At 65.0% G+C, this 18,604-nt stretch carries 14 protein-coding genes; 8 read left to right on the top strand and 6 right to left on the bottom strand.

Features of this window, described 5'->3' with window-relative positions; all coding sequences use genetic code 11:
* Position 1: 1 nt before the first annotated feature.
* Positions 2-781: an SDR family NAD(P)-dependent oxidoreductase gene (locus FHS69_RS08825; RefSeq protein ID WP_166777396.1), complete on the bottom strand. Its 780-nt coding sequence runs from the start codon at positions 779-781 to the stop codon at positions 2-4.
* 79 nt (positions 782-860) lie between these two features.
* Here FHS69_RS08825 and FHS69_RS08820 point away from each other — a divergent pair, with 79 nt between their 5' ends.
* A complete protein-coding gene (locus FHS69_RS08820) occupies positions 861-1,643 on the top strand; it encodes an enoyl-CoA hydratase (protein WP_166777395.1) in 783 nt (260 codons plus the stop codon).
* Between the two features lie 19 nt (positions 1,644-1,662).
* Here the strand turns inward: FHS69_RS08820 and FHS69_RS08815 are convergent, their stop codons facing one another.
* The 4 genes from FHS69_RS08815 to FHS69_RS08800 form a co-directional block, all read right to left on the bottom strand.
* Positions 1,663-3,099 carry a glutamate synthase subunit beta gene (locus tag FHS69_RS08815; RefSeq protein ID WP_166777394.1) on the bottom strand — a complete coding sequence of 479 codons (1,437 nt, stop codon included), beginning with the start codon at positions 3,097-3,099 and terminating at the stop codon, positions 1,663-1,665.
* A gap of 5 nt (positions 3,100-3,104) precedes the next feature.
* Entirely contained in the window at positions 3,105-7,757 is a 4,653-nt protein-coding gene (gene gltB, locus FHS69_RS08810; RefSeq protein WP_166777393.1) for a glutamate synthase large subunit, read from the bottom strand.
* 244 nt (positions 7,758-8,001) lie between these two features.
* Positions 8,002-9,069 carry a hypothetical protein gene (locus FHS69_RS08805; protein ID WP_166777392.1) on the bottom strand — a complete coding sequence of 356 codons (1,068 nt, stop codon included), beginning with the start codon at positions 9,067-9,069 and terminating at the stop codon, positions 8,002-8,004.
* Between the two features lie 30 nt (positions 9,070-9,099).
* A complete protein-coding gene (locus FHS69_RS08800; RefSeq protein ID WP_166777391.1) occupies positions 9,100-10,317 on the bottom strand; it encodes a TIGR04063 family PEP-CTERM/XrtA system glycosyltransferase in 1,218 nt (405 codons plus the stop codon).
* A 79-nt stretch (positions 10,318-10,396) separates the two neighbouring features.
* Here FHS69_RS08800 and FHS69_RS08795 point away from each other — a divergent pair, with 79 nt between their 5' ends.
* From FHS69_RS08795 to FHS69_RS08770, 6 genes are all read left to right on the top strand, one after another.
* Positions 10,397-10,603 carry a hypothetical protein gene (locus FHS69_RS08795; protein WP_166777094.1) on the top strand — a complete coding sequence of 69 codons (207 nt, stop codon included), beginning with the start codon at positions 10,397-10,399 and terminating at the stop codon, positions 10,601-10,603.
* Positions 10,596-11,978 (top strand): DUF5935 domain-containing protein, encoded by a 1,383-nt coding sequence (locus FHS69_RS08790; RefSeq protein WP_166777643.1) that lies wholly within the window; start codon positions 10,596-10,598, stop codon positions 11,976-11,978. Before FHS69_RS08795 ends, FHS69_RS08790 begins: the two co-directional genes overlap by 8 nt.
* A 111-nt stretch (positions 11,979-12,089) precedes the next feature.
* Positions 12,090-12,539 carry a MaoC family dehydratase gene (locus tag FHS69_RS08785; protein ID WP_067465610.1) on the top strand — a complete coding sequence of 150 codons (450 nt, stop codon included), beginning with the start codon at positions 12,090-12,092 and terminating at the stop codon, positions 12,537-12,539.
* A gap of 57 nt (positions 12,540-12,596) precedes the next feature.
* Positions 12,597-13,775 carry an acetyl-CoA C-acyltransferase gene (locus tag FHS69_RS08780; protein WP_067465612.1) on the top strand — a complete coding sequence of 393 codons (1,179 nt, stop codon included), beginning with the start codon at positions 12,597-12,599 and terminating at the stop codon, positions 13,773-13,775.
* An 88-nt stretch (positions 13,776-13,863) separates the two neighbouring features.
* Entirely contained in the window at positions 13,864-14,463 is a 600-nt protein-coding gene (locus FHS69_RS08775; protein ID WP_166777390.1) for a DUF4126 domain-containing protein, read from the top strand.
* A gap of 90 nt (positions 14,464-14,553) precedes the next feature.
* Complete coding sequence (locus tag FHS69_RS08770; protein WP_166777389.1) at positions 14,554-15,312, top strand: enoyl-CoA hydratase-related protein; 759 nt, start codon at positions 14,554-14,556, stop codon at positions 15,310-15,312.
* 30 nt (positions 15,313-15,342) lie between these two features.
* Here FHS69_RS08770 and FHS69_RS08765 read toward each other — a convergent pair whose 3' ends face one another.
* A complete protein-coding gene (locus tag FHS69_RS08765) occupies positions 15,343-16,581 on the bottom strand; it encodes a polyhydroxyalkanoate depolymerase (protein WP_208380273.1) in 1,239 nt (412 codons plus the stop codon).
* 266 nt (positions 16,582-16,847) lie between these two features.
* On the opposite strand from FHS69_RS08765, the gene FHS69_RS08760 reads away from it, so the two are divergent.
* Entirely contained in the window at positions 16,848-18,575 is a 1,728-nt protein-coding gene (locus FHS69_RS08760) for an ABC transporter transmembrane domain-containing protein (RefSeq protein ID WP_243844627.1), read from the top strand.
* Positions 18,576-18,604: the final 29 nt, after the last annotated feature.

Raw genomic sequence — 18,604 nt, 5'->3', positions numbered from 1 at the left:
CTCAGAAGATCGAATAGCCGCCGTCGATAACCACCGAATCGCCGGTGTGGAACTTGCTGGCGTCGCTGGCGAAATAGACCGCGATGCCCGCAAAATCCTCGCCTTCGCCCCATCGGCGCATGGGCACGCGGCCGATCGCCTTATCGTTGAAGGCGTCCCAGCCCTGCAGGCGTTCGGTCATTTCGGTGGCGATCCAGCCGGGCAGCACCGCATTGGCGCGGATGCCGTGGCGGGCCAGTTCGACCGCAGTCCCCCGGACCATGGCAAGCACGCCTGCCTTGGTCGCAGCATAAGCCTGGTTCTGCGGCGCGCCATGGATCGCCGAGACGCTCGAGGTGACCAGCAGCGAACCGCTTTTGTCACCTGCTTCGGCGCGCGCGACCATGTGCTTGCCCGCCTCCCTGAAGGTCCAGAACACCGCGTCGAGATTGACCGTGGTGACCTTGCGCCACTGCTCGGTGGTCTGTTCGGTCAGCGGCGCGCCGCCGCCGACACCGGCATTGGCGATGCACGTATCGATCCGGCCAAGCCGTGCCAGGCTTTCGGCCATGGCGTCGACCACTGCGTTTTCATCGGCGACATCGACCTCCAGCGCTTCGACGCGCGTCCCGTGCGTCTTGAGCGCCTCGAGCGCATCGGCGTTCTTTTGCGCATTGCGCCCCCAGATCGCGATGTCGGCGCCCGCCGCAGCCAGGCCCTGCGCCATGCCCAGCCCGATACCGCCATTGCCGCCGGTCACCACCGCCACCTTGCCGGTGAGGTCGAAGGGTGTGAAAGCCATATTCGTTTCTCCTCTCGTCCCCACTCAATCCGAGGCGGGCAACGATTGCAAGAAGCAACCTATTGGCTAGTCTGTCGCCATGACCGAGACAGTCCTGACCCAAATCGCCGATGGCATCGCCACCGTCACGCTAAACCGCCCCGAAGCGATGAACGCGCTGTCCAAGGCTCTGCGCCATCGTCTTTATCAAGTGATGACCACGCTCGATGCCGACGATGCCGTGCGCGCAGTCGTGCTGACTGGCGCAGGCACGCGCGCATTCACGGCAGGGCTCGATCTCAAGGAACTGGGGAGCGAGCCGGGAGCGCTGGGTGCCGCCAATGCGGAAGGGGCAGACGAAAATCCGGTCAAGGCGATCGAGCAATGTCGCAAGCCCGTGATCGGGGCGATCAACGGCGTCGCGATCACCGGCGGGTTCGAAGTGGCGCTCGCCTGCGACGTGCTGATCGCAAGCAGCAACGCGCGCTTCGCCGACACACACGCGCGTGTCGGCATCGTGCCCGGCTGGGGCCTGTCGCAGAAGTTGAGCCGGATGATCGGGATCAGCCGCGCAAAGGAGCTGAGCTTCACCGGTAATTTCCTCGACGCCGAAACCGCCGAGCGCTGGGGGCTGGTCAACCGCGTGGTGGCACCAGACGAATTGCTGGCCGAGGCGCACCGGCTCGCCGCCGACATGGCGAGCATCGATCCGGCCTTCCTCGCGCAATACAAGTCGTTGATCGACGAGGGCTATGCCGCGAGCTTCGGCGAAGGGCTGGCGATGGAGCACCGCCTGTCCTCCGCTGCCAACAGCGCGGTCAGCCCAGAAGAAGTCGAAGCGCGCCGCGCCGCCGTGCAGCAGCGCGGGCGAACGCAGGGTTAGGCATTCGCGGCGAACGCCCTCAGCGGGGCAGTTCGCTCGCGCCCATGAGTGCCAGGTCCACGGCGCGGGCGCATTGGCGGCCTTCGCGGATCGCCCAGACCACCAGGCTCTGTCCGCGGCGCATGTCACCACAGGAGAACACATTCGCCTCGCTGGTCAGGTACCATTCGGTGTCCGCCGAAACATTGCCGCGCTGGTCGAGATCGACCCCCGCGCGGTCGAGCAGGCCGCGCCGCTTGGGACCGGTGAAACCCATCGCGAGCAGGATAAGGTCGGCCCTGAGCGTGAACTCGCTGCCCGCCACCTCCTGCATGCGCCCGTCTTTCCATTCGACACGGACGCATTCGAGGCCCGCGACATCGCCGTTTTCCTCGACCACGCGCTTGGTCAGCACCGCCCAATCGCGTTCCGCGCCTTCCTCGTGGCTCGAGGAGGTGCGCAGCTTGAGCGGCCAATCGGGCCAGGTCAGCGCCTTGTCTTCCTTCTCGGGCGGCTTGGGCATGATTTCGAGCTGGGTGACGCTGGCGGCCCCTTGCCGGTTGCTGGTGCCGACGCAGTCGCTGCCGGTGTCGCCCCCGCCGATCACGATGACGTGCTTGCCGGTCGCGGTCAGGCTGCCACGCGGTGCGGCGCGCACTTCGTCGTCGCCCGCATTGCGCTTGTTCTGCTGGGTGAGAAACTCCATCGCCAGCCGAACGCCGTCGAGTTCGGAGCCGGGGATGTCGAGCTGGCGTGCTTCTTCCGCCCCGCCCGCGAGCACCACCGCGTCGAAATTCTCCTGCAGCGCGGTGAAGCTGACTTCGACCCCGACCTCGCTCGAGGTGCGGAACTGGACGCCTTCGGCCTCCATCTGCACCGCGCGGCGGTTGATCAGGTGCTTTTCCATTTTGAAGTCCGGGATGCCGTAGCGCAGCAGGCCTCCGATCCGGTCGCTCTTCTCGAACACAGTAACCGCATGGCCCGCGCGCGCGAGCTGCTGGGCGCAGGCGAGACCCGCGGGGCCGCTGCCGACGACGGCCACCGACTTGCCCGTGCGCTTCTCGGGCAGCTGCGGCTTGACCCAGCCTTCTTCGAAGCCGCGATCGATAATCGCGCATTCGATGCTTTTGATCGTCACCGGCGAATCGACGATGTTGAGTGTGCAAGCCGCCTCGCAGGGAGCGGGACACACGCGGCCGGTAAATTCGGGGAAGTTGTTGGTCGAATGCAGCACGTCGAGCGCATTCTTCCAGTCGTCCTCGTAGACGAGGTGGTTCCAGTCCGGGATGATGTTGTTCACCGGACAGCCGTTGTGGCAATAGGGGATGCCGCAGTTCATGCAGCGCGCAGCCTGCTTGCGCAGTTGGTCCTCGCTCAGCGGAACCACGAATTCCTTGTAATGCGTCAGCCGTTCTGCGGGATCGCGGTAGGTGCGATCCTCGCGCTCGTATTCGAGGAAACCCGTTTCCTTGCCCATGACCCTTACTCCGCCGCTTCCATTGCGGCCTGTTCGCGTTCGTCCTCGAGTGCCTTGAGCGCGCGCTGGTAGTCGCGCGGCATCACCTTGCGGAAATTGCCCAGCTCTTCGGCCCAATTGTCGAGCAGGCGCTGCGCCTTGGCCGAGCCAGTGTGCAGAAGGTGGCGCTCGACCAGGATCTTGAGCCGCTCGGCATCGTGGTAGAGCGGATCGCCCATGCCGAAGTTCTCGACCGAGATCGGCCGTTGCTGTGGTGCGCCCCAGCTCTTCTCGGCACCCTCGCCATCGCCCGGACCCACGTCGAGCACGTCAACCTGTGCCGGGTTGCACAATTGCTCGAACCGGCGATCGGGATCGTAGACATAGGCGATCCCGCCGCTCATTCCGGCAGCGAAATTGCGCCCGGTCGGGCCGAGCACGCAGACCACTCCGCCGGTCATGTATTCGCAGCCATGATCGCCCGTGCCCTCGACCACTGCGATCGCGCCCGAATTGCGCACGCAGAAGCGTTCGCCCGCGACACCGTGGAAATAGGCTTCACCTGCGATCGCACCATAGAGCACGGTGTTGCCGACGATGATGTTGTCGCCCGGCGAGCGTGGCGCCTGCTCGGGCTGGCGGACGATGATGCGACCGCCAGACAGGCCCTTGCCGACATAGTCGTTGGCATCGCCCGTCAGGCTCACGGTCACGCCATGGGCGAGCCATGCGGCAAAGCTCTGCCCGGCCACACCGGTGAAGTCGATGCGAATGGTATCCGCGGGCAGTCCGGCGTGGCCATGCGCTTCGGCGATCCGGCCCGACAGCATCGCGCCGACCGTGCGGTTCACGTTGCGGATCGGGCGCGTCAGATGCACGGCCTGGCCGCTTTCGATCGCTGGCTTGCAGGCTTCGATCAGCTCGACATCGAGTGCCGCGGCGAGGCCGTGGTCCTGCAGTTCGGTGTGATACAGCGTCTTGCCCTCGGGGGCGGGCACCGCATGCAGGATGCGCTTAAGATCGACCCCATGCGCCTTCCAGTGGCGTTCGACCCGCCGCATGTCGACGCGATCGACACGGCCGACCATTTCCTCGACCGTGCGGAAGCCCATTTCGGCCATGATGGCGCGCAGTTCTTCGGCGACGAAGAAGAAGTAGTTGATCACGTGTTCCGGCGTGCCGGTGAAGCGCTTGCGCAGCTCGGGATCCTGCGTCGCCACGCCCACCGGACAGGTGTTGAGATGGCACTTGCGCATCATGATGCAGCCTGCGGCGATCAGCGGCGCGGTGGCGAAACCGAATTCGTCCGCACCGAGCAGCGCGCCGATTGCGACGTCGCGACCGGTCCGCAGCCCGCCATCGACCTGCACCGCGATGCGGCTGCGCAGATCGTTGAGCAGCAGCGTCTGCTGCGTCTCGGCCAGGCCGATTTCCCATGGAGAGCCCGCATGCGTGAGGCTGGTCAGCGGCGATGCGCCGGTCCCGCCTTCATAACCCGAGATGGTAACATGGTCGGCCTTGGACTTGGATACGCCCGCAGCGACGGTCCCGACCCCGACCTCGGAGACCAGCTTGACCGAGATGCGGCTCTCGGGCTGGACGTTCTTGAGGTCGTGGATCAGCTGCGCGAGATCCTCGATCGAATAGATGTCGTGGTGCGGCGGGGGCGAGATCAAGCCCACGCCCGGGGTCGAATGGCGCACCTTGCCGATCCGCTTGTCGACCTTGTGGCCGGGCAATTGCCCGCCCTCACCGGGCTTTGCGCCCTGCGCCATCTTGATCTGGATATCGTCCGAATTGACGAGGTATTCGGTGGTCACGCCGAAGCGGCCGCTGGCGACCTGCTTGATCCGGCTGCGCATGGAATCGCCATTGTCGAGCGGCAGAAAGCGTTCGGGCTCCTCGCCGCCTTCGCCGGTGTTCGAACGGCCGCCCAGCCGGTTCATCGCGATCGCCAGCGTCGAATGCGCTTCGTGGCTGATCGAACCGAAGCTCATCGCGCCGGTGCTGAAGCGCTTGACGATCTCTGCGGCGGGTTCGACTTCCTCGAGCCTGAGCGGTTGCTCGGCCGGCTTGAGTTCCATCAGTCCGCGGATGGTCAGGAGGCGTTCGTTCTGCTCGTTGATCGAACGCGCGAACTCGCCGTAATTGCCGGCGTCGTTGCCGCGCACAGCATGTTGCAATTGCGCGACCGATTGCGGCGTCCATGCGTGCGCTTCGCCGCGCAGGCGGAACTGGTAGATCCCGCCGACATCGAGCATCCCTGCATAGAGCGGATTATCACCGTAGGCCTGCGCATGGCGCTGCACCGCTTCCTCGGCCACTTCGGCGAGACCGATGCCCTCGATCGTGGTGGCCGTGCCAGTGAAATAGGTGTCGATGAAGTCGGAATTGAGCCCGACCGCGTCGAAGATCTGGGCGCCGCAATAGGATTGGTAGGTCGAGATGCCCATCTTGGACATGACCTTGAGAATGCCCTTGCCGACCGCCTTGACGTAGTTCTGGCGGACGTCGGCCGGATCGAGATCGGGGAAGCGCCGGGCACGCAAATCCTCGAGCGTCTCGAAGGCGACATAGGGATTGATCCCTTCCGCACCATAGCCAGCGAGCGCGCAGAAATGGTGCACTTCGCGCGCTTCGCCGGTTTCGATGACCAGCCCGGTCTGCATGCGCAGGCCCTGCCGCACCAACTGGTGATGCACTGCGGCGGTGGCCAGCAGGGCGGGCATGGGAATGCGGTCGGGGCCCTGGCCGCGATCGGACAGGATCAGGATGTTGGCATCGCCCAGCACTGCTTCGGTTGCCGCCCAGCACATTTCCTTGAGCGCCATGGCAAGGCCGTCGGCACCGGTGCTGGCGTCCCAGGTGATGTCGATCGTCGCGGTGCGGAATGCGCCATCGAGCGCGACCTCCACCGAACGGATCTTGGCGAGCCCTTCATTGGTGAGGATCGGCTGGCTGACCTCGAGCCGCTTGTGCGTGCCCGCGTCGCGCCCCAGCAGGTTGGGGCGCGGGCCGATCATCGACAACAGGCTCATCACCAGTTCCTCGCGGATCGGGTCGATCGGCGGATTGGTGACCTGCGCGAAGTTCTGCTTGAAATAATCGTACAGCAGGCGGCTGCGGTCGGACAGCACGGCGATAGGCGTATCGGTACCCATCGAACCGATCGGATCCTCGCTCCCGCGGGCCATCGGCTCGAGGAAGCGGGCAATGTCTTCCTGCGTATAGCCGAAGGCCTGCTGGCGTTCGAGCAGGCTGGTCGCCGCCTCGGGCGTCTCGCTCAGCTCGGGCTCGATATGATCGAGGTCCTTGAGCTTGTACTGCGCCGCCTTGAGCCATTCCTCATAGGGTTCGGCATTGGCGAGATCGGCCTTGAGCTCTTCATCCTCGACGATACGGCCCTGCTCGAGATCGATCAGCAGCATGCGACCGGGCTGGAGGCGCCATTTGCGCGTGATCTCGCTGTCGTCGAACGGCAGCACGCCGCTTTCCGAGGCGAGCACGACGAGATCGTCTTTGGTGGTGCACCAGCGGGCCGGGCGCAGGCCGTTGCGGTCGAGGCAGGCGCCGATCTGGCGCCCGTCGGTGAAGCACACCGCCGCCGGGCCGTCCCACGGCTCCATCAGCGCCGCGTGATATTCGTAGAAGGCACGCCGCGCGGGATCCATCAGCGGGTTCTTCGCCCATGCCTCGGGCATGAGCATCATCATCGCGTGCGCGAGGCTGTATCCACCCGTCAGCAGCAGTTCGAGTGCATTGTCGAGGCAAGCCGTGTCCGACTGTCCATGCGGAATCAGCGGCCACATCTTGTCGAGGTCGGAACCGAGCAGCTCGCTTTCCATCGTCCGACGGCGCGCTTCCATCCAGTTCACATTGCCGCGGACCGTATTGATCTCGCCATTGTGCGCCATGAAACGATAGGGATGCGCCAGCCGCCAGCTGGGGAAGGTATTGGTCGAGAAGCGCTGGTGGACGAGGCCGAGCGCGCTGACGCAATCGGGGTCGCGCAAATCGTCGTAAAAACTGCCCACCTGGTTCGCCAGCAAGAGACCCTTGTAAACCACGGTGCGGCTGGAGAAACTGGGAATATAGGCGGTCGAAAGGCCCGGGATGCCGTGCTTTTCCTCGAGCGCGGCAAGCGGGTTCAGCGTCTGTTTGCGAATCACCACGAGCTTGCGCTCGAAGGCGTCGCCATCTGCGCAGCCCTCGCCGCGCGCAATCACGCACTGGCGGATGACGGGCATGGAATCGACCACCGCCTTGCCAAGGCCGTCGAGCGTGGTCGGGACATCGCGCCAGCCGACTACGCGCTGGCCTTCCTTCTCGGCGAAGCGTTCGAGCTGACGCTCGACGAATGTGCGCGCCTCCGGTTGCTGCGGCAAGAAACACATCGCGACCGCGTAGTCGCCCGGCTGCGGCAGGTCGTGGCCATGGCTCTCGGCCCATTTGCGCAGCAGCGGATCGGGCACCTGCAGCAGGATACCGGCGCCGTCTCCCAGCAGCGGATCGGCGCCGACCGCGCCGCGATGGTCGAGATTGGCCAGAATTTCGAGTGCCTGGGTGACGATCGCGTGGCTTTTTGCGCCCTTGATATGCGCGACCATGCCGACCCCGCAGGCGTCGTGTTCGTTACGCGGATCGTAAAGACCCGTGGCGTGGGGCGGCGTGCGTCCCATGGGCGAAGCGTCCTCCTTGGTGCCCGCCGACCGGCCTCGCTGTGGGGGTGCGGGCCAACCGGGAGCAAGTCGAGCGGTGTCCTTTGCGGCACCAGCAAAATTGCGCGAAGGGCCGTAATGCCGACAGGATCGAAATTTTGCAACTGCATGGCGCGTAGCAAAATTTCGGCAGCCTCAAGAATTCTGCTATTCGCAGCGATGCCGTAGCGTAAAGTCTTTTTGCCCGGTGGAACGGGGCAGCGCGCTATTCGGAGCGGCGGATACGGCTCAGCCGGTCTAGCGCGCTGCGCAGTTCGCGCTGTGAATCTCCCTTGGTCGAAGGAGTTTCAACCGATGCGGAAGCAACCGTGACCTCACGCTCCGCCTCTCGCCGCAGGAATGCGATGACCGGATCGGCATCCGCATCCACCGGAGCTTTACGCGGCTGCTTCTGCGCTGCCAGCGCGTCCGCGAGACGCCGGGTCAGGGCGTCGAGCGGCATATCGGCCACCGGGACGCGTTCGTCACCTGTGCCTGTAGTGGCAGAACCCTCATTGTCTCCGCCGCGCTCGGGTGCCGTGTCCTTAGCCTCTTCAAAGCTTTCAAAGCTGGAAGTTTCGACGTTTTCTTCGGCGGGAAAAGACATCTCATCAGTACGTTCGGCCGGGATATCCTCGTCGAGTCCGGCAAGCGCTTCGTCATGCCCTAGCGGATCCCGCCCCGCTAGGGTCCAGTCATGCGGCTCGGGCTGTTCACCATCCCACGCATCGCCGAAATAGGGTTCGTGCGGCACCGGCTCATCGTCACTCGGGGCGGTTTCGTCTAATGCGGGCTCGGTGTTATCGTCTTCGAGCGCTGGGATGCTCTCTGTATCCAGCACCGGCGCGATTCCCTCCTCGGCCAGATCCTCGCGCGGGTTGAACAGCCGCCGGGCGCGGGTTTCGATCGGGGGCGCAGAGGGCGGAGCAACTGCGGGCGCGGGTTGCTCGCGGTCCGAAAGCCAGATGCTGCTGGACTCCTCATCGATCACGTCATCTTCGTCGATTTCGCCGTCCCAGCCGGGTTCGCGTGCGTCGCTCAGCGCGGTGACGCGCATGGCCAGCACCAGTCCGATGCCGAGGCCCAGCAGGGCCGCCAGCAACGAGAGCACCACACGCTTGGCTTCCGCCCCCGGCAGCACGCCGCCGAGGCCAAGCTTCTCGCCGATCGCCTGGTGTACCGCTTCGGGCATGACGAACAGGCCGAGTCCCAGCAGCAGGGCGAACCATGCGGCGACCCCCCAGCGGAATGCCGGGTGACGGGTGAGCGGTGCAGGGCGCGCGGCAGTGGTCATTGTGTCTCGTATATAATCATGGTGGGCGGTTCACGCGACCGCCGAACCATCATGACCTATCAGATCTTGGTAAACGCGTTGATAACGCTGCACGTTCCGCGCCCAATCGTGGTGCGCGGCGACATGCGCACGTCCGGCTTCGCGCATCGTCGGCCACGAGTCGCGGCGGTCGATGAAATCCGCCAGCGAAACCGCCATTCCCGCCGGATCATCGGGCGGGAAGAGCAGCCCGGTCTGCCCGTCGGTAATCAGTTCGCGGTGGCCGCCGACATCGCTTGCCGCGACGATTCGGCGCTGTGCCATCGCCTCGAGCGGCTTGAGCGGGGTGACGAGATCCGTCAGCCGCGAATGCTTGCGCGGATAGGCCAGGACGTCGATCAGCGAATAATAGCGTTCTACTTCCGAATGCGGCACGCGGCCGGTGAAGACGATCGCATTCCCGGCGGGTGAGGCCGCGGCCTGTGCGCGCAGCGCTTCTTCCATCGGCCCGCCTCCGACCAGCAGCAATTGCGCGTGTGGGTGGCGCTGTCGCAGAGCGGGCAGCGCGGCCACCAGGTCGTCGAGCCCTTCATAATCATAGAAACTGCCGATGAAGCCGACGACCGGGCCGGCGCCGATGCCGAGCTCGTGAGCCAGCGCATCGTCACGCGCAACGGGATCGCCGAACAGGGCGAGATCGACGCCATTGGGAGAAAGGCCGATTTTCTCGCCATCGTGCCCGCGTGCGACCAGATCGTCGCGCAGGCCCTTGCAAATCGTGAACACCGCGTCGGCGCCTGCGACCACGCGGTTTTCGAGCGCGCGGGTCAGGCGGTATTTGAGCGAGCCTTCCCGGCCCGTGCCATTGCCCACCGCCGCATCCTCCCAGAAGGCGCGGATCTCGTAGACAAAGGGCAGGCCGAGTCGCTTCGCGGCGCGCAGACCCGCCATTCCACATAGCGCGGGCGAATGCGCATGCAGCACCTCGGGCTGCCATTGCCGCGCCACGCCTTCGATCCCTTCGCGAAATGCCTCGATCTCGCGCCATTCGCTGAGCCCCGGCGGACCGGCGAACCGGCCGGCCACGCGGTCGAAGGTCAGGCCGTCGATTTCCTCGATCTCGGGCCCTGCGTCCGCATGGCGCGGTCCGGTAACCCCCCGGACCGTCAATCCCGCTGCCTGCTGGCTCTTGAGGATCGCGCGCGTACGGAAAGTGTAGCCGGAATGCAGCGGCAGCGAGTGGTCGAGAATGTGCAGCACACGGGTCATTGCTGGCGGCATCTGTCACATTACGCTTAACGACGCGTCAACCGCGCGGCATTAGGAGAGCAGCCGGAAGCACCATGCCGTGATCGATTATCTCGCCCTCGCCCTGACCCATGCGCTGATCGTGATCGCGTTGCTGCGTATCCTGACGCGCGACGAGCTCGATCGCGAGGATCCGCTTGCATCCGATCCGGCCGTGACGGCCGCAGCGCCAGCCGCCCGGGCGAAGCAGCGCCGCGCCCGGCGTCGCCATCGCCAGGGCCGTGACGAGGGCCGTGAGGATGCTTGACGCTGCGCTCTTCCTGACCGTCATGGGCATGTTCCTGCTCGGCCTGCGCCGCCCGTTCATCTGGGTGCTGGCCTATCTCTACATCGATATTCTCGCCCCGCAGAAGATCGGCTGGACACTGACGCCGATGCTGCCGATCTCCTTCATCGCCTTCCTGCTCGCCTTCGCGGGCTGGGCAGTGGCCGATCCCAAGGCGGAAACGCGCTTCACCCTGCGGCAGGGCATCCTCGCGGCGCTGCTCGTCTATTGCTTCCTGTCGATGCAATGGGCCGATTTCCCCGTCGATGCAGCGTTCAAATGGGAATGGGTGTGGAAGGCGCTGGTCTTTGCCATCTTTCTCCCCGTCACACTGATCACACGGCTGCGGATCGAGGCCGCTGCGCTGGTGCTGACGTTGACCGCGGGGGCGATCATCATCTCCGCCGGGATGAAAACCGCGCTTGGCGGCGGTGGCTACGGCAGCCTCTATTTCTTCGTGAACGACAATTCGAACATCTACGAAAGCTCAACTCTGGCCACAGTCGCGATCGCGCTGATCCCGATCATCCTGTGGTTCATGCGCCATGGCACGATCTTCCCGCCCGACCGGCGGGTACGGACCTTCGGCGGCGCGCTGATATTCGCCTGCCTGCTGATCCCGGTCGGGACTGAGGCGCGCACCGGGCTGGTGTGTATCGCCGTGCTGGGCCTGCTGATGCTGCGCGATATAAAGAACCGGATGATGTACCTGCTGGCAGCGGGTGCCCTCGGCGTAATGGCGCTGCCCTTCCTTCCGGCGAGCTATTACGAGCGCATGGCGACGCTGGGCTCGGTCGAATCGGACCAGTCGGCCTCGACCCGGATGCAGGTATGGTCGTGGACACTTGATTATGCCGCCGAGAATCCGTTGGGTGGTGGCTTCGATGCCTATCGCGGCAATGAGTTCACCTACCGGCTTCCCGTCACGCGCGAAGAGGGCGGCGCGCTGGTGACCGAAATCGAGGACGTGACCGATTCGGGCCGCGCCTATCATTCCTCCTTCTTCGAGATGCTTGGCGAACAAGGCTGGCCGGGGCTCATCATGTGGCTCGCGCTGCATGCGCTCGGCCTGTTGCAGATGGAGCGGATCCGGCGCCGCTGGCGCGACCGCGAAGCGCCAGCCGAACAATGGCAGGGACCGCTGGCCAGCGCATTGCAGTTCGCCAATATCATCTACCTCGTCGGGGCATCCTTCCAGGGGATCGCCTACCAGCCGGTGTTCCTGATGCTGATCGGCCTGCAGATCGCACTGTCGACCTATTGCGCCAAGCGCGATTCGGCGCGGCTCGAAGTGGAGCGCAAGGCGCTGCGCGACGCCCGTCGCGCTGCCGCCTCGGGCAAGCCCGCAATGCCGTAACGGCAGCATTCGCGCGGTTGCGCGCTCCTGCGCCATGCGCCATGACTTGCGCCGCATCGCGCGGCGGGAGTCGCGTGAAACCCACGGATTCAGGACGAAGGAGAGGCGCGCATGAGCCCGCAGGATCTGGCCGCGAAAGTCGGCGAAACCATCGGCACCAGCGAATGGGTCGAGATGAGCCAGGAGCGCATCAACCAGTTCGCCGAGGCCACCGGCGACCACCAGTTCATTCATATCGACGAGGAAAAGGCCAAGATGACGCCGTTCGGCGGCACCATTGCGCATGGCTTCCTGACGCTGTCGATGATCCCCTATCTGGGTGCCAATTCGGACATGCCCAAGCTCGACGGCGTGAAGATGGGCGTCAATTACGGTGGCAACAAGACGCGCTTCATCTCGCCCGTCCGCAGCGGCAAGCGGATCCGCGGGCACTGGAAGCTGGTCGAAATGACCGAGAAGCGCCCGGGCCAGTGGCAGCAGACCTGCGAGATCACGATGGAGATCGAAGGCGAGGACAAGCCTGCCCTGATCACCGAGTGGATTACCCAGATTTTCGTCTGATTTCCCCCTCCTCCCCGGCGAGGATTCAGGCACTTTCAGCAAACCAAGGAATTACCCATGCGTGACGCAGTCATCGTCTCCACCGCCCGCACCGCCATCGGCCGTGCCTACAAGGGCGGGTTCAACGACACCAAGGGCCCGACGCTCGGCGCCTATTCGCTCAAGCCCGCAATCGAACGTGCCGGCATCGATGCCGGCGAAGTCGACGACGTGCTGTGGGGCAGTGCGCTTCAGCAGGGCACGCAGGCAGGCAACCTCGCGCGCCAGGTCGCGTTGCGCGCCGGCTGCCCGATCGGCACCAGCGGCATGACCATCGACCGCCAGTGCTCGAGCGGCCTGATGAGCATTGCCACCGCGGCCAAGCAGATCATCACCGACCGGATGGACGTGGTCGCCGCAGGCGGCCAGGAATCGATCAGCCTCGTGCAGACCAAGGAAATGCGCGTGATGCCCGATCCCGAACTGGTGAATATGCACGGCGCGATCTACATGCCGATGCTGCAGACCGCCGAAACGGTCGCGCAGCGCTATGGCATCAGCCGCGAAGCGCAGGACGAATACGCCCTGCAGAGCCAGCAGCGTACCGCTGCGGCGCAGGAAGCGGGCCTGTTCGACGATGAAATCGTCCCCGTCAGCACCACGCACAAGGTCCAGAACAAGGAAACCGGCGAGATCTCGGATGTCGAAATCACCATCGCCAAGGACGAGGGCAACCGCCCGCAGACCACGCTCGAAGGCCTTTCCAGCCTGCAGCCGGTGATGGGCCCCGATACCACGATCACTGCGGGCAATGCCTCGCAATTGTCGGATGGTTCGTCGGCCTCGATCCTGATGGAAGCCAAGGTCGCCGAGAAGAAGGGCCTGACCCCGCTCGGCCGCTATGTCGGCATGGCGGTTGCGGGCACCGAGCCCGATGAAATGGGCATCGGCCCGGTCTTCGCTATTCCCAAGCTGCTCGAACGCTTCGACCTCAAGGTCGACGACATCGGCCTGTGGGAACTGAACGAAGCCTTCGCGGTGCAGGTGCTCTACTGCCGCGACAAGCTGGGCATCCCGGGCGAACTGCTCAACGTCAACGGCGGCTCGATTTCGATCGGCCACCCCTACGGCATGACCGGCGCGCGCTGCGTCGGCCACACGCTGATCGAAGGCAAGCGCCGCGGTGCCAAATACGGTGTCGTCACCATGTGTGTCGGCGGCGGCATGGGCGCAGCCGGCCTGTTCGAGATCTTCTAGGTCTCACATCCATCCGGCAAGCCCCGTGCTTGCCCGGACAATCCAAAAAGCGCATCCTCCGGCCCGATCGGTCGGGGGATGTTTGCTTTTGGGTATCATGGAAATCATCGGGATTGCCGGCAGCGTCAGCCTGCTGGCGGGCTGGCGGCTGTATCTGTGCATTTTCGCGACCGGGCTCGCCATGCGGCTGGATGTCCTGCCGCTTCCCGAACATCTCGCCAGCCTCTCGGTCCTCGGCAACCCGTGGGTTCTCGCAATCGCGGCCTTCGGGGCTCTGGCGGAGTTCTTCGCCGACAAGGTGATGTGGCTCGACAGTGCCTGGGACACGCTCCACACCCTCATCCGGCCGGTCGGCGGGGCGCTGCTGGCGCTGGCGATCGTGGATCCCTCCGATCCCGCAACACAGGTGGTGGCGTTCCTGCTGGGTGGCGGTGCCAGTTTCCTCGCGCATGGCGGCAAGGCGAGTGCGCGGGCAGTGGTCAACGCCAGCCCCGAACCGGTCAGCAATGTCGTTGCCTCGAGCGCGGAAGACGTGGCGACCGTCGGTCTGCTCTGGCTCGCCTATGAATATCCGCTTGCGGCGGGCGGTATCGCGCTGGTCCTGCTGATTCTCGCCTTCACGATGCTCTGGCTGGCGCGGAAGATCGTCAGGCGCGTCTTCTTCCGCACGCCCGAAGTGGGGCGGTAGTCGCACGCACGCCACATTTTCTCGACAGCGCGGGTTCGTTTCGCATACGGCAAAGCGCGATCCCCTTTTCCGATGGAGACCTGCCGAGCCATGACCGAACACGTCCGCATCTCGACCACGGACCGCGTGACGCACGTCGTCCTCGCGCGTCCCGAGAAGAAGAACGCGATCACGCAGGCGATGTACGGCAGCATGGCGCAGGCGATCCGCGAGTATTCCGCCGGGGACGATGCGCGCGCGTTGGTCATCACGGGCGAAGGCGACTATTTCACTTCGGGGAACGACCTGCAGGATTTCGCGCGCGGCGCGGACGGTGAGGGGCCTCCTCCCGTCGTTCAGTTTCTCAACGCGATCGCCTCATGCGAGAAACCGCTGATCGCGGCGGTCAACGGGCCTGCGATCGGTGTGGGCCTGACCATGCTGCTGCATTGCGATCTCGTTTATGCTGCACGCGGCGCGACGCTGAGTGCGCCCTTCGTCAAGCTCGGGCTCGTACCCGAAGCGGCCTCTTCACTGCTGCTCCCGGAAGCGGTCGGTCAGGCGGTGGCGAACGACATCTTCATGACCGGCCGCGCGCTATTGGCGGATGAGGCGCTGCAATTCGGCCTCGTCGCACGCGTGTTCGACGATACGGAACTGGCCGACGGCGTCGGAGAGATCGCGCTTCATGTCGCGAATTCGGCCCCGAATGCCCTCCGGCTGACCAAGTCGCTGATCCGCCATCGCGGTGTGGAAATCGCGGCGCAGATGGAGCGCGAGGGCAAGCTGTTTTCCGACCAGCTCGGCTCGCCCGATTTTGCCGAGAGCGTCGCCGCGATGATGCAGAAGCGCGCGCCGGTCTATCCCTGACCGCGGCGGCATCGGCGCGGCGCAGCGCGCCTAGCCATGCGCGGCGATGAATTCCTCGACCACCGGGGCGATCTTCTCGCGCCAGCGGCTGCCATTGAAGATGCCGTAATGGCCTGCACCTTCGGCCATGTAATAGCGCTTCTTCGACGCATCGAGCCGCGGGGTCAGCTCCAGCGCGGCCTTGGTCTGCCCCAGGCCCGAGATGTCGTCGCGCTCGCCCTCGATCGCCAACAGCGCGGTTCGGGTGATGTCGCCCAGATCGACGCGCTTGCCGCGATGCAGGAAGGTGCCGTTGGGTAGCGCGTGATCCTGGAAAACTTCCTGCACCGTCTGCAGGTAGAATTCGGCGGTCATATCGCAGACGCTGCGATACTCGTCGTAGAAGTCCTTGGTCGCCTGCGCGCTCTCGTCGTCGCCTACGGTGAGGTGTTTGAACATCTCGTAGTGGCTCATCATGTGATTGCCGAGATTCATGCTCATGAACCCGGCAAGCTGCATGAAACCGGGATAGACCCGGCGACCCGCGCCGCGATACTGCATCGGTACGGTGGCGATGACATTGTGGCGGAACCACTCGATCGGGCGGTCCATGGCAAGATCGTTGACGCTGGTCGGCGAGCATCGCGTGTCGATCGGGCCACCCATCATAGTCAGCGTGCGCGGCGCGCAGGGGTGAGCGTCGCGGTTCATGATCGCGGTCGCTGCAAACACCGGGACCGAGGGCTGGCATACCGCCATGACATGCGCGCCTTCTCCGATATGCTCGAGGAAGCCGATCACATAATCCATGTAGTCGTCGAGATCGAAGGTGCCTTCGTGCAGCGGCACGGTCTTGGCATCGGCCCAGTCGGTCACGAAGACGCGATAGTTCTGCAGCATCCGTTCGACCGTGCCGCGCAGCAGTGTGGCGTAGTGGCCGCTCATCGGGGCGACTACGAGCATTCGTGGCGCATCGTCGGGCAGATTCTCGCGGTAGAATTCCTTCAAATCCCCGAACGGATGATTGACCACGGTCGCCTCGACCACCGAATCGGCCACACCATCCACCTCGATCGCCTCAAGGTTCCATGCAGGCTTGCCATAGGATGCGGTCGCATGCGCGAACACCTCCAGCGCGCTCGCCGCGACGGGGCCGATGTTCATATAGCCCATCGGGCCGATGTAATTGAACGGGTTGGCGGGATTGTTGAGCATCTCCACCCCGATCGAGGCGAAGGCGCTGGCCGAATTGAGCCAGCTGCGCTGCAGTTCATAGGCGTGATAAAGCAATGCGTATCCCCTGCTGACCCGGCGTTTTGTGGTTCTGTCGTCCGGATAGAAGATGACGATCCTGCCGACCGATCGACGATTGTGCAATGCACAATAGAGGAAAATGTGCCTGCGGCAGTGCAGCACAGTGGATTTTCGCGGCCTGCGGACGTAACGCATCGCGCATGTCATCGAAGGACGATACGAAGACCGCCGGGCGCGGGCGGTTCGCCCGCAAGACGGCGGTTGCGGATGCCCCGCGCGAACGATCGCTGCGTCCGCTGCGCATGGTTTGGCAGGCGGGCTCGCGCTATCCCGGCCATGTCGCGCTTGCGCTGCTCGCGCTCTTCATCACGGCCGCTGCCACGCTGGCCATCCCGGCGGGCTTCAAGATGGTCATCGACCGCGGTTTCGCCGAAGGCGCGACGCCCGACGATATGGCACGCTGGTTCCGCTATCTGCTGATGATCGTGGGCGTGCTCGCGCTCGGCACGGCGATGCGGTTCTATTACGTCAGCTGGCTGGGCGAGCGCGTTGTCGCCGATATTCGCCTGCGTGTGCAGGAAAACCTCCTGCGGTTGGCGCCGGGCTTCTACGAAGAGAACAGCCCCAAGGAAATCTCCAGCCGGATGACCAGCGATACCGCGCTGATCGAACAGGTGGTGGGCACGACCGTCTCGGTCGCCTTGCGCAACGCGCTGATGGCGATCGGCGGCAGCGCCTACCTGTTCTGGCTGGTGCCCGGCCTGACCATGGGCCTGCTGCTCATCATCCCGGCGATCGTGATCCCGATCACGCTGTTCGGCCGGCGATTGCGCAAGGTCTCTCGCACCAGTCAGGACCGGGTGGCCGATATCGGCGCGATGGTCACCGAAGTGCTGTCGGCGATGAAGATCGTGCAGGGGTTCAACCAGGAAGACCGCGAGCACGGGCGTTTTCGCGAGGCGGTGGAACGGACCTTCGCCGTCGCGCGCCGCCGTGTGATCATCCGTGCGGCCATGACCGCGGTGGTCATCCTGCTTGTCTTTGGCGGGATCACGCTGCTGGTCTGGCGCGGGGCGCAGGCGGTCAGCGAAGGCACGATCTCGGGCGGAACGATTGCCGCCTTCGTGCTCACGGCGGGCCTTGTCGCGGGCGCGATCGGGGCGCTGACCGAGGTCTATGGCGACTTGCTGCGCGGAGCGGGGGCAGCGAGCCGTCTGTCCGAACTGCTGGAGGAAAAGCCCGCAATCACTGCGCCCGACCGCTCGCAGGACCTGCCCGTGCCCCCGCGCGGAAGCCTGTCGTTCCGCAACGTCACCTTCCGCTATCCGACGCGGCTCGAAGCCCCCGCCATCACCGATTTCAGCCTCGAGATCGAGCCCGGCGAAACGGTTGCGATCGTCGGCCCGTCGGGGGCGGGCAAGTCGACCATTTTCCAGCTCGCCGAGCGGTTTTACGATCCGCAGGCGGGTTCGATCAGGCTTGATGGCATTCCGTTGACGGGCGCCGACCCCGCCGAAGTCCGGCGGCGCATCGCCTATGTTCCGCAGGAAGGCGTGCTGTTCAGCGCGAATGCGCGCGACAATCTGCGCTATGGCAATTGGGACGCGAGCAAGGACGACATCTGGGCCGCCGCGCGCGCTGCCAATGCCGCCGAATTTCTTGAGAAACTGCCGCAGGGTCTCGACACCTATCTCGGCGAAAGCGGGACCCAGCTTTCGGGCGGTCAGCGCCAGCGTATCGCGATTGCGCGGGCCCTGTTGCGCGATGCCCCGATCCTCCTGCTCGACGAGGCGACCAGCGCGCTCGACGCGGAGAGCGAGCGGCTGGTGCAGGACGCGCTCGAACATCTTATGGCCGAGCGCACAACGCTGGTCATCGCACATCGCCTATCGACCGTGCGCGCCGCGGATCGCATCGTCGTGATGGAGGATGGACGCATCGTCGAACAGGGTTCGCACGACGCGCTGTCGGCCGGCGGCGGGCTCTACGCACGGCTCGCTTCGCTGCAGTTCGGTCTCGAGACCGCCTGACCGCTTGACTCCCGCAACCTTGTGCTCTT

It is taken from the genome of Qipengyuania flava (assembly GCF_011762005.1).
Classification (GTDB): Bacteria; Pseudomonadota; Alphaproteobacteria; order Sphingomonadales; family Sphingomonadaceae; genus Qipengyuania; species Qipengyuania flava.
Note: the sequence above shows the minus strand (reverse complement) of the source record. Positions and strands in the feature narration are given on the sequence as shown.

What these genes read in the sequence shown, in the direction of transcription:
- gltB (WP_166777393.1), bottom strand. Translation starts at nt 7,757, where the DNA reads ATGGGACGCACGCCGCCCCACGCCACGGGTCTTTACGATCCGCGTAAC.
- FHS69_RS08805 (WP_166777392.1), bottom strand. Translation starts at nt 9,069, where the DNA reads ATGACCACTGCCGCGCGCCCTGCACCGCTCACCCGTCACCCGGCATTC.
- FHS69_RS08780 (WP_067465612.1), top strand. Translation starts at nt 12,597, where the DNA reads ATGCGTGACGCAGTCATCGTCTCCACCGCCCGCACCGCCATCGGCCGT.
- FHS69_RS08815 (WP_166777394.1), bottom strand. Translation starts at nt 3,099, where the DNA reads ATGGGCAAGGAAACGGGTTTCCTCGAATACGAGCGCGAGGATCGCACC.
- FHS69_RS08820 (WP_166777395.1), top strand. Translation starts at nt 861, where the DNA reads ATGACCGAGACAGTCCTGACCCAAATCGCCGATGGCATCGCCACCGTC.
- FHS69_RS08825 (WP_166777396.1), bottom strand. Translation starts at nt 781, where the DNA reads ATGGCTTTCACACCCTTCGACCTCACCGGCAAGGTGGCGGTGGTGACC.
- FHS69_RS08770 (WP_166777389.1), top strand. Translation starts at nt 14,554, where the DNA reads ATGACCGAACACGTCCGCATCTCGACCACGGACCGCGTGACGCACGTC.
- FHS69_RS08785 (WP_067465610.1), top strand. Translation starts at nt 12,090, where the DNA reads ATGAGCCCGCAGGATCTGGCCGCGAAAGTCGGCGAAACCATCGGCACC.
- FHS69_RS08760 (WP_243844627.1), top strand. Translation starts at nt 16,848, where the DNA reads ATGGTTTGGCAGGCGGGCTCGCGCTATCCCGGCCATGTCGCGCTTGCG.
- FHS69_RS08800 (WP_166777391.1), bottom strand. Translation starts at nt 10,317, where the DNA reads ATGACCCGTGTGCTGCACATTCTCGACCACTCGCTGCCGCTGCATTCC.
- FHS69_RS08790 (WP_166777643.1), top strand. Translation starts at nt 10,596, where the DNA reads ATGCTTGACGCTGCGCTCTTCCTGACCGTCATGGGCATGTTCCTGCTC.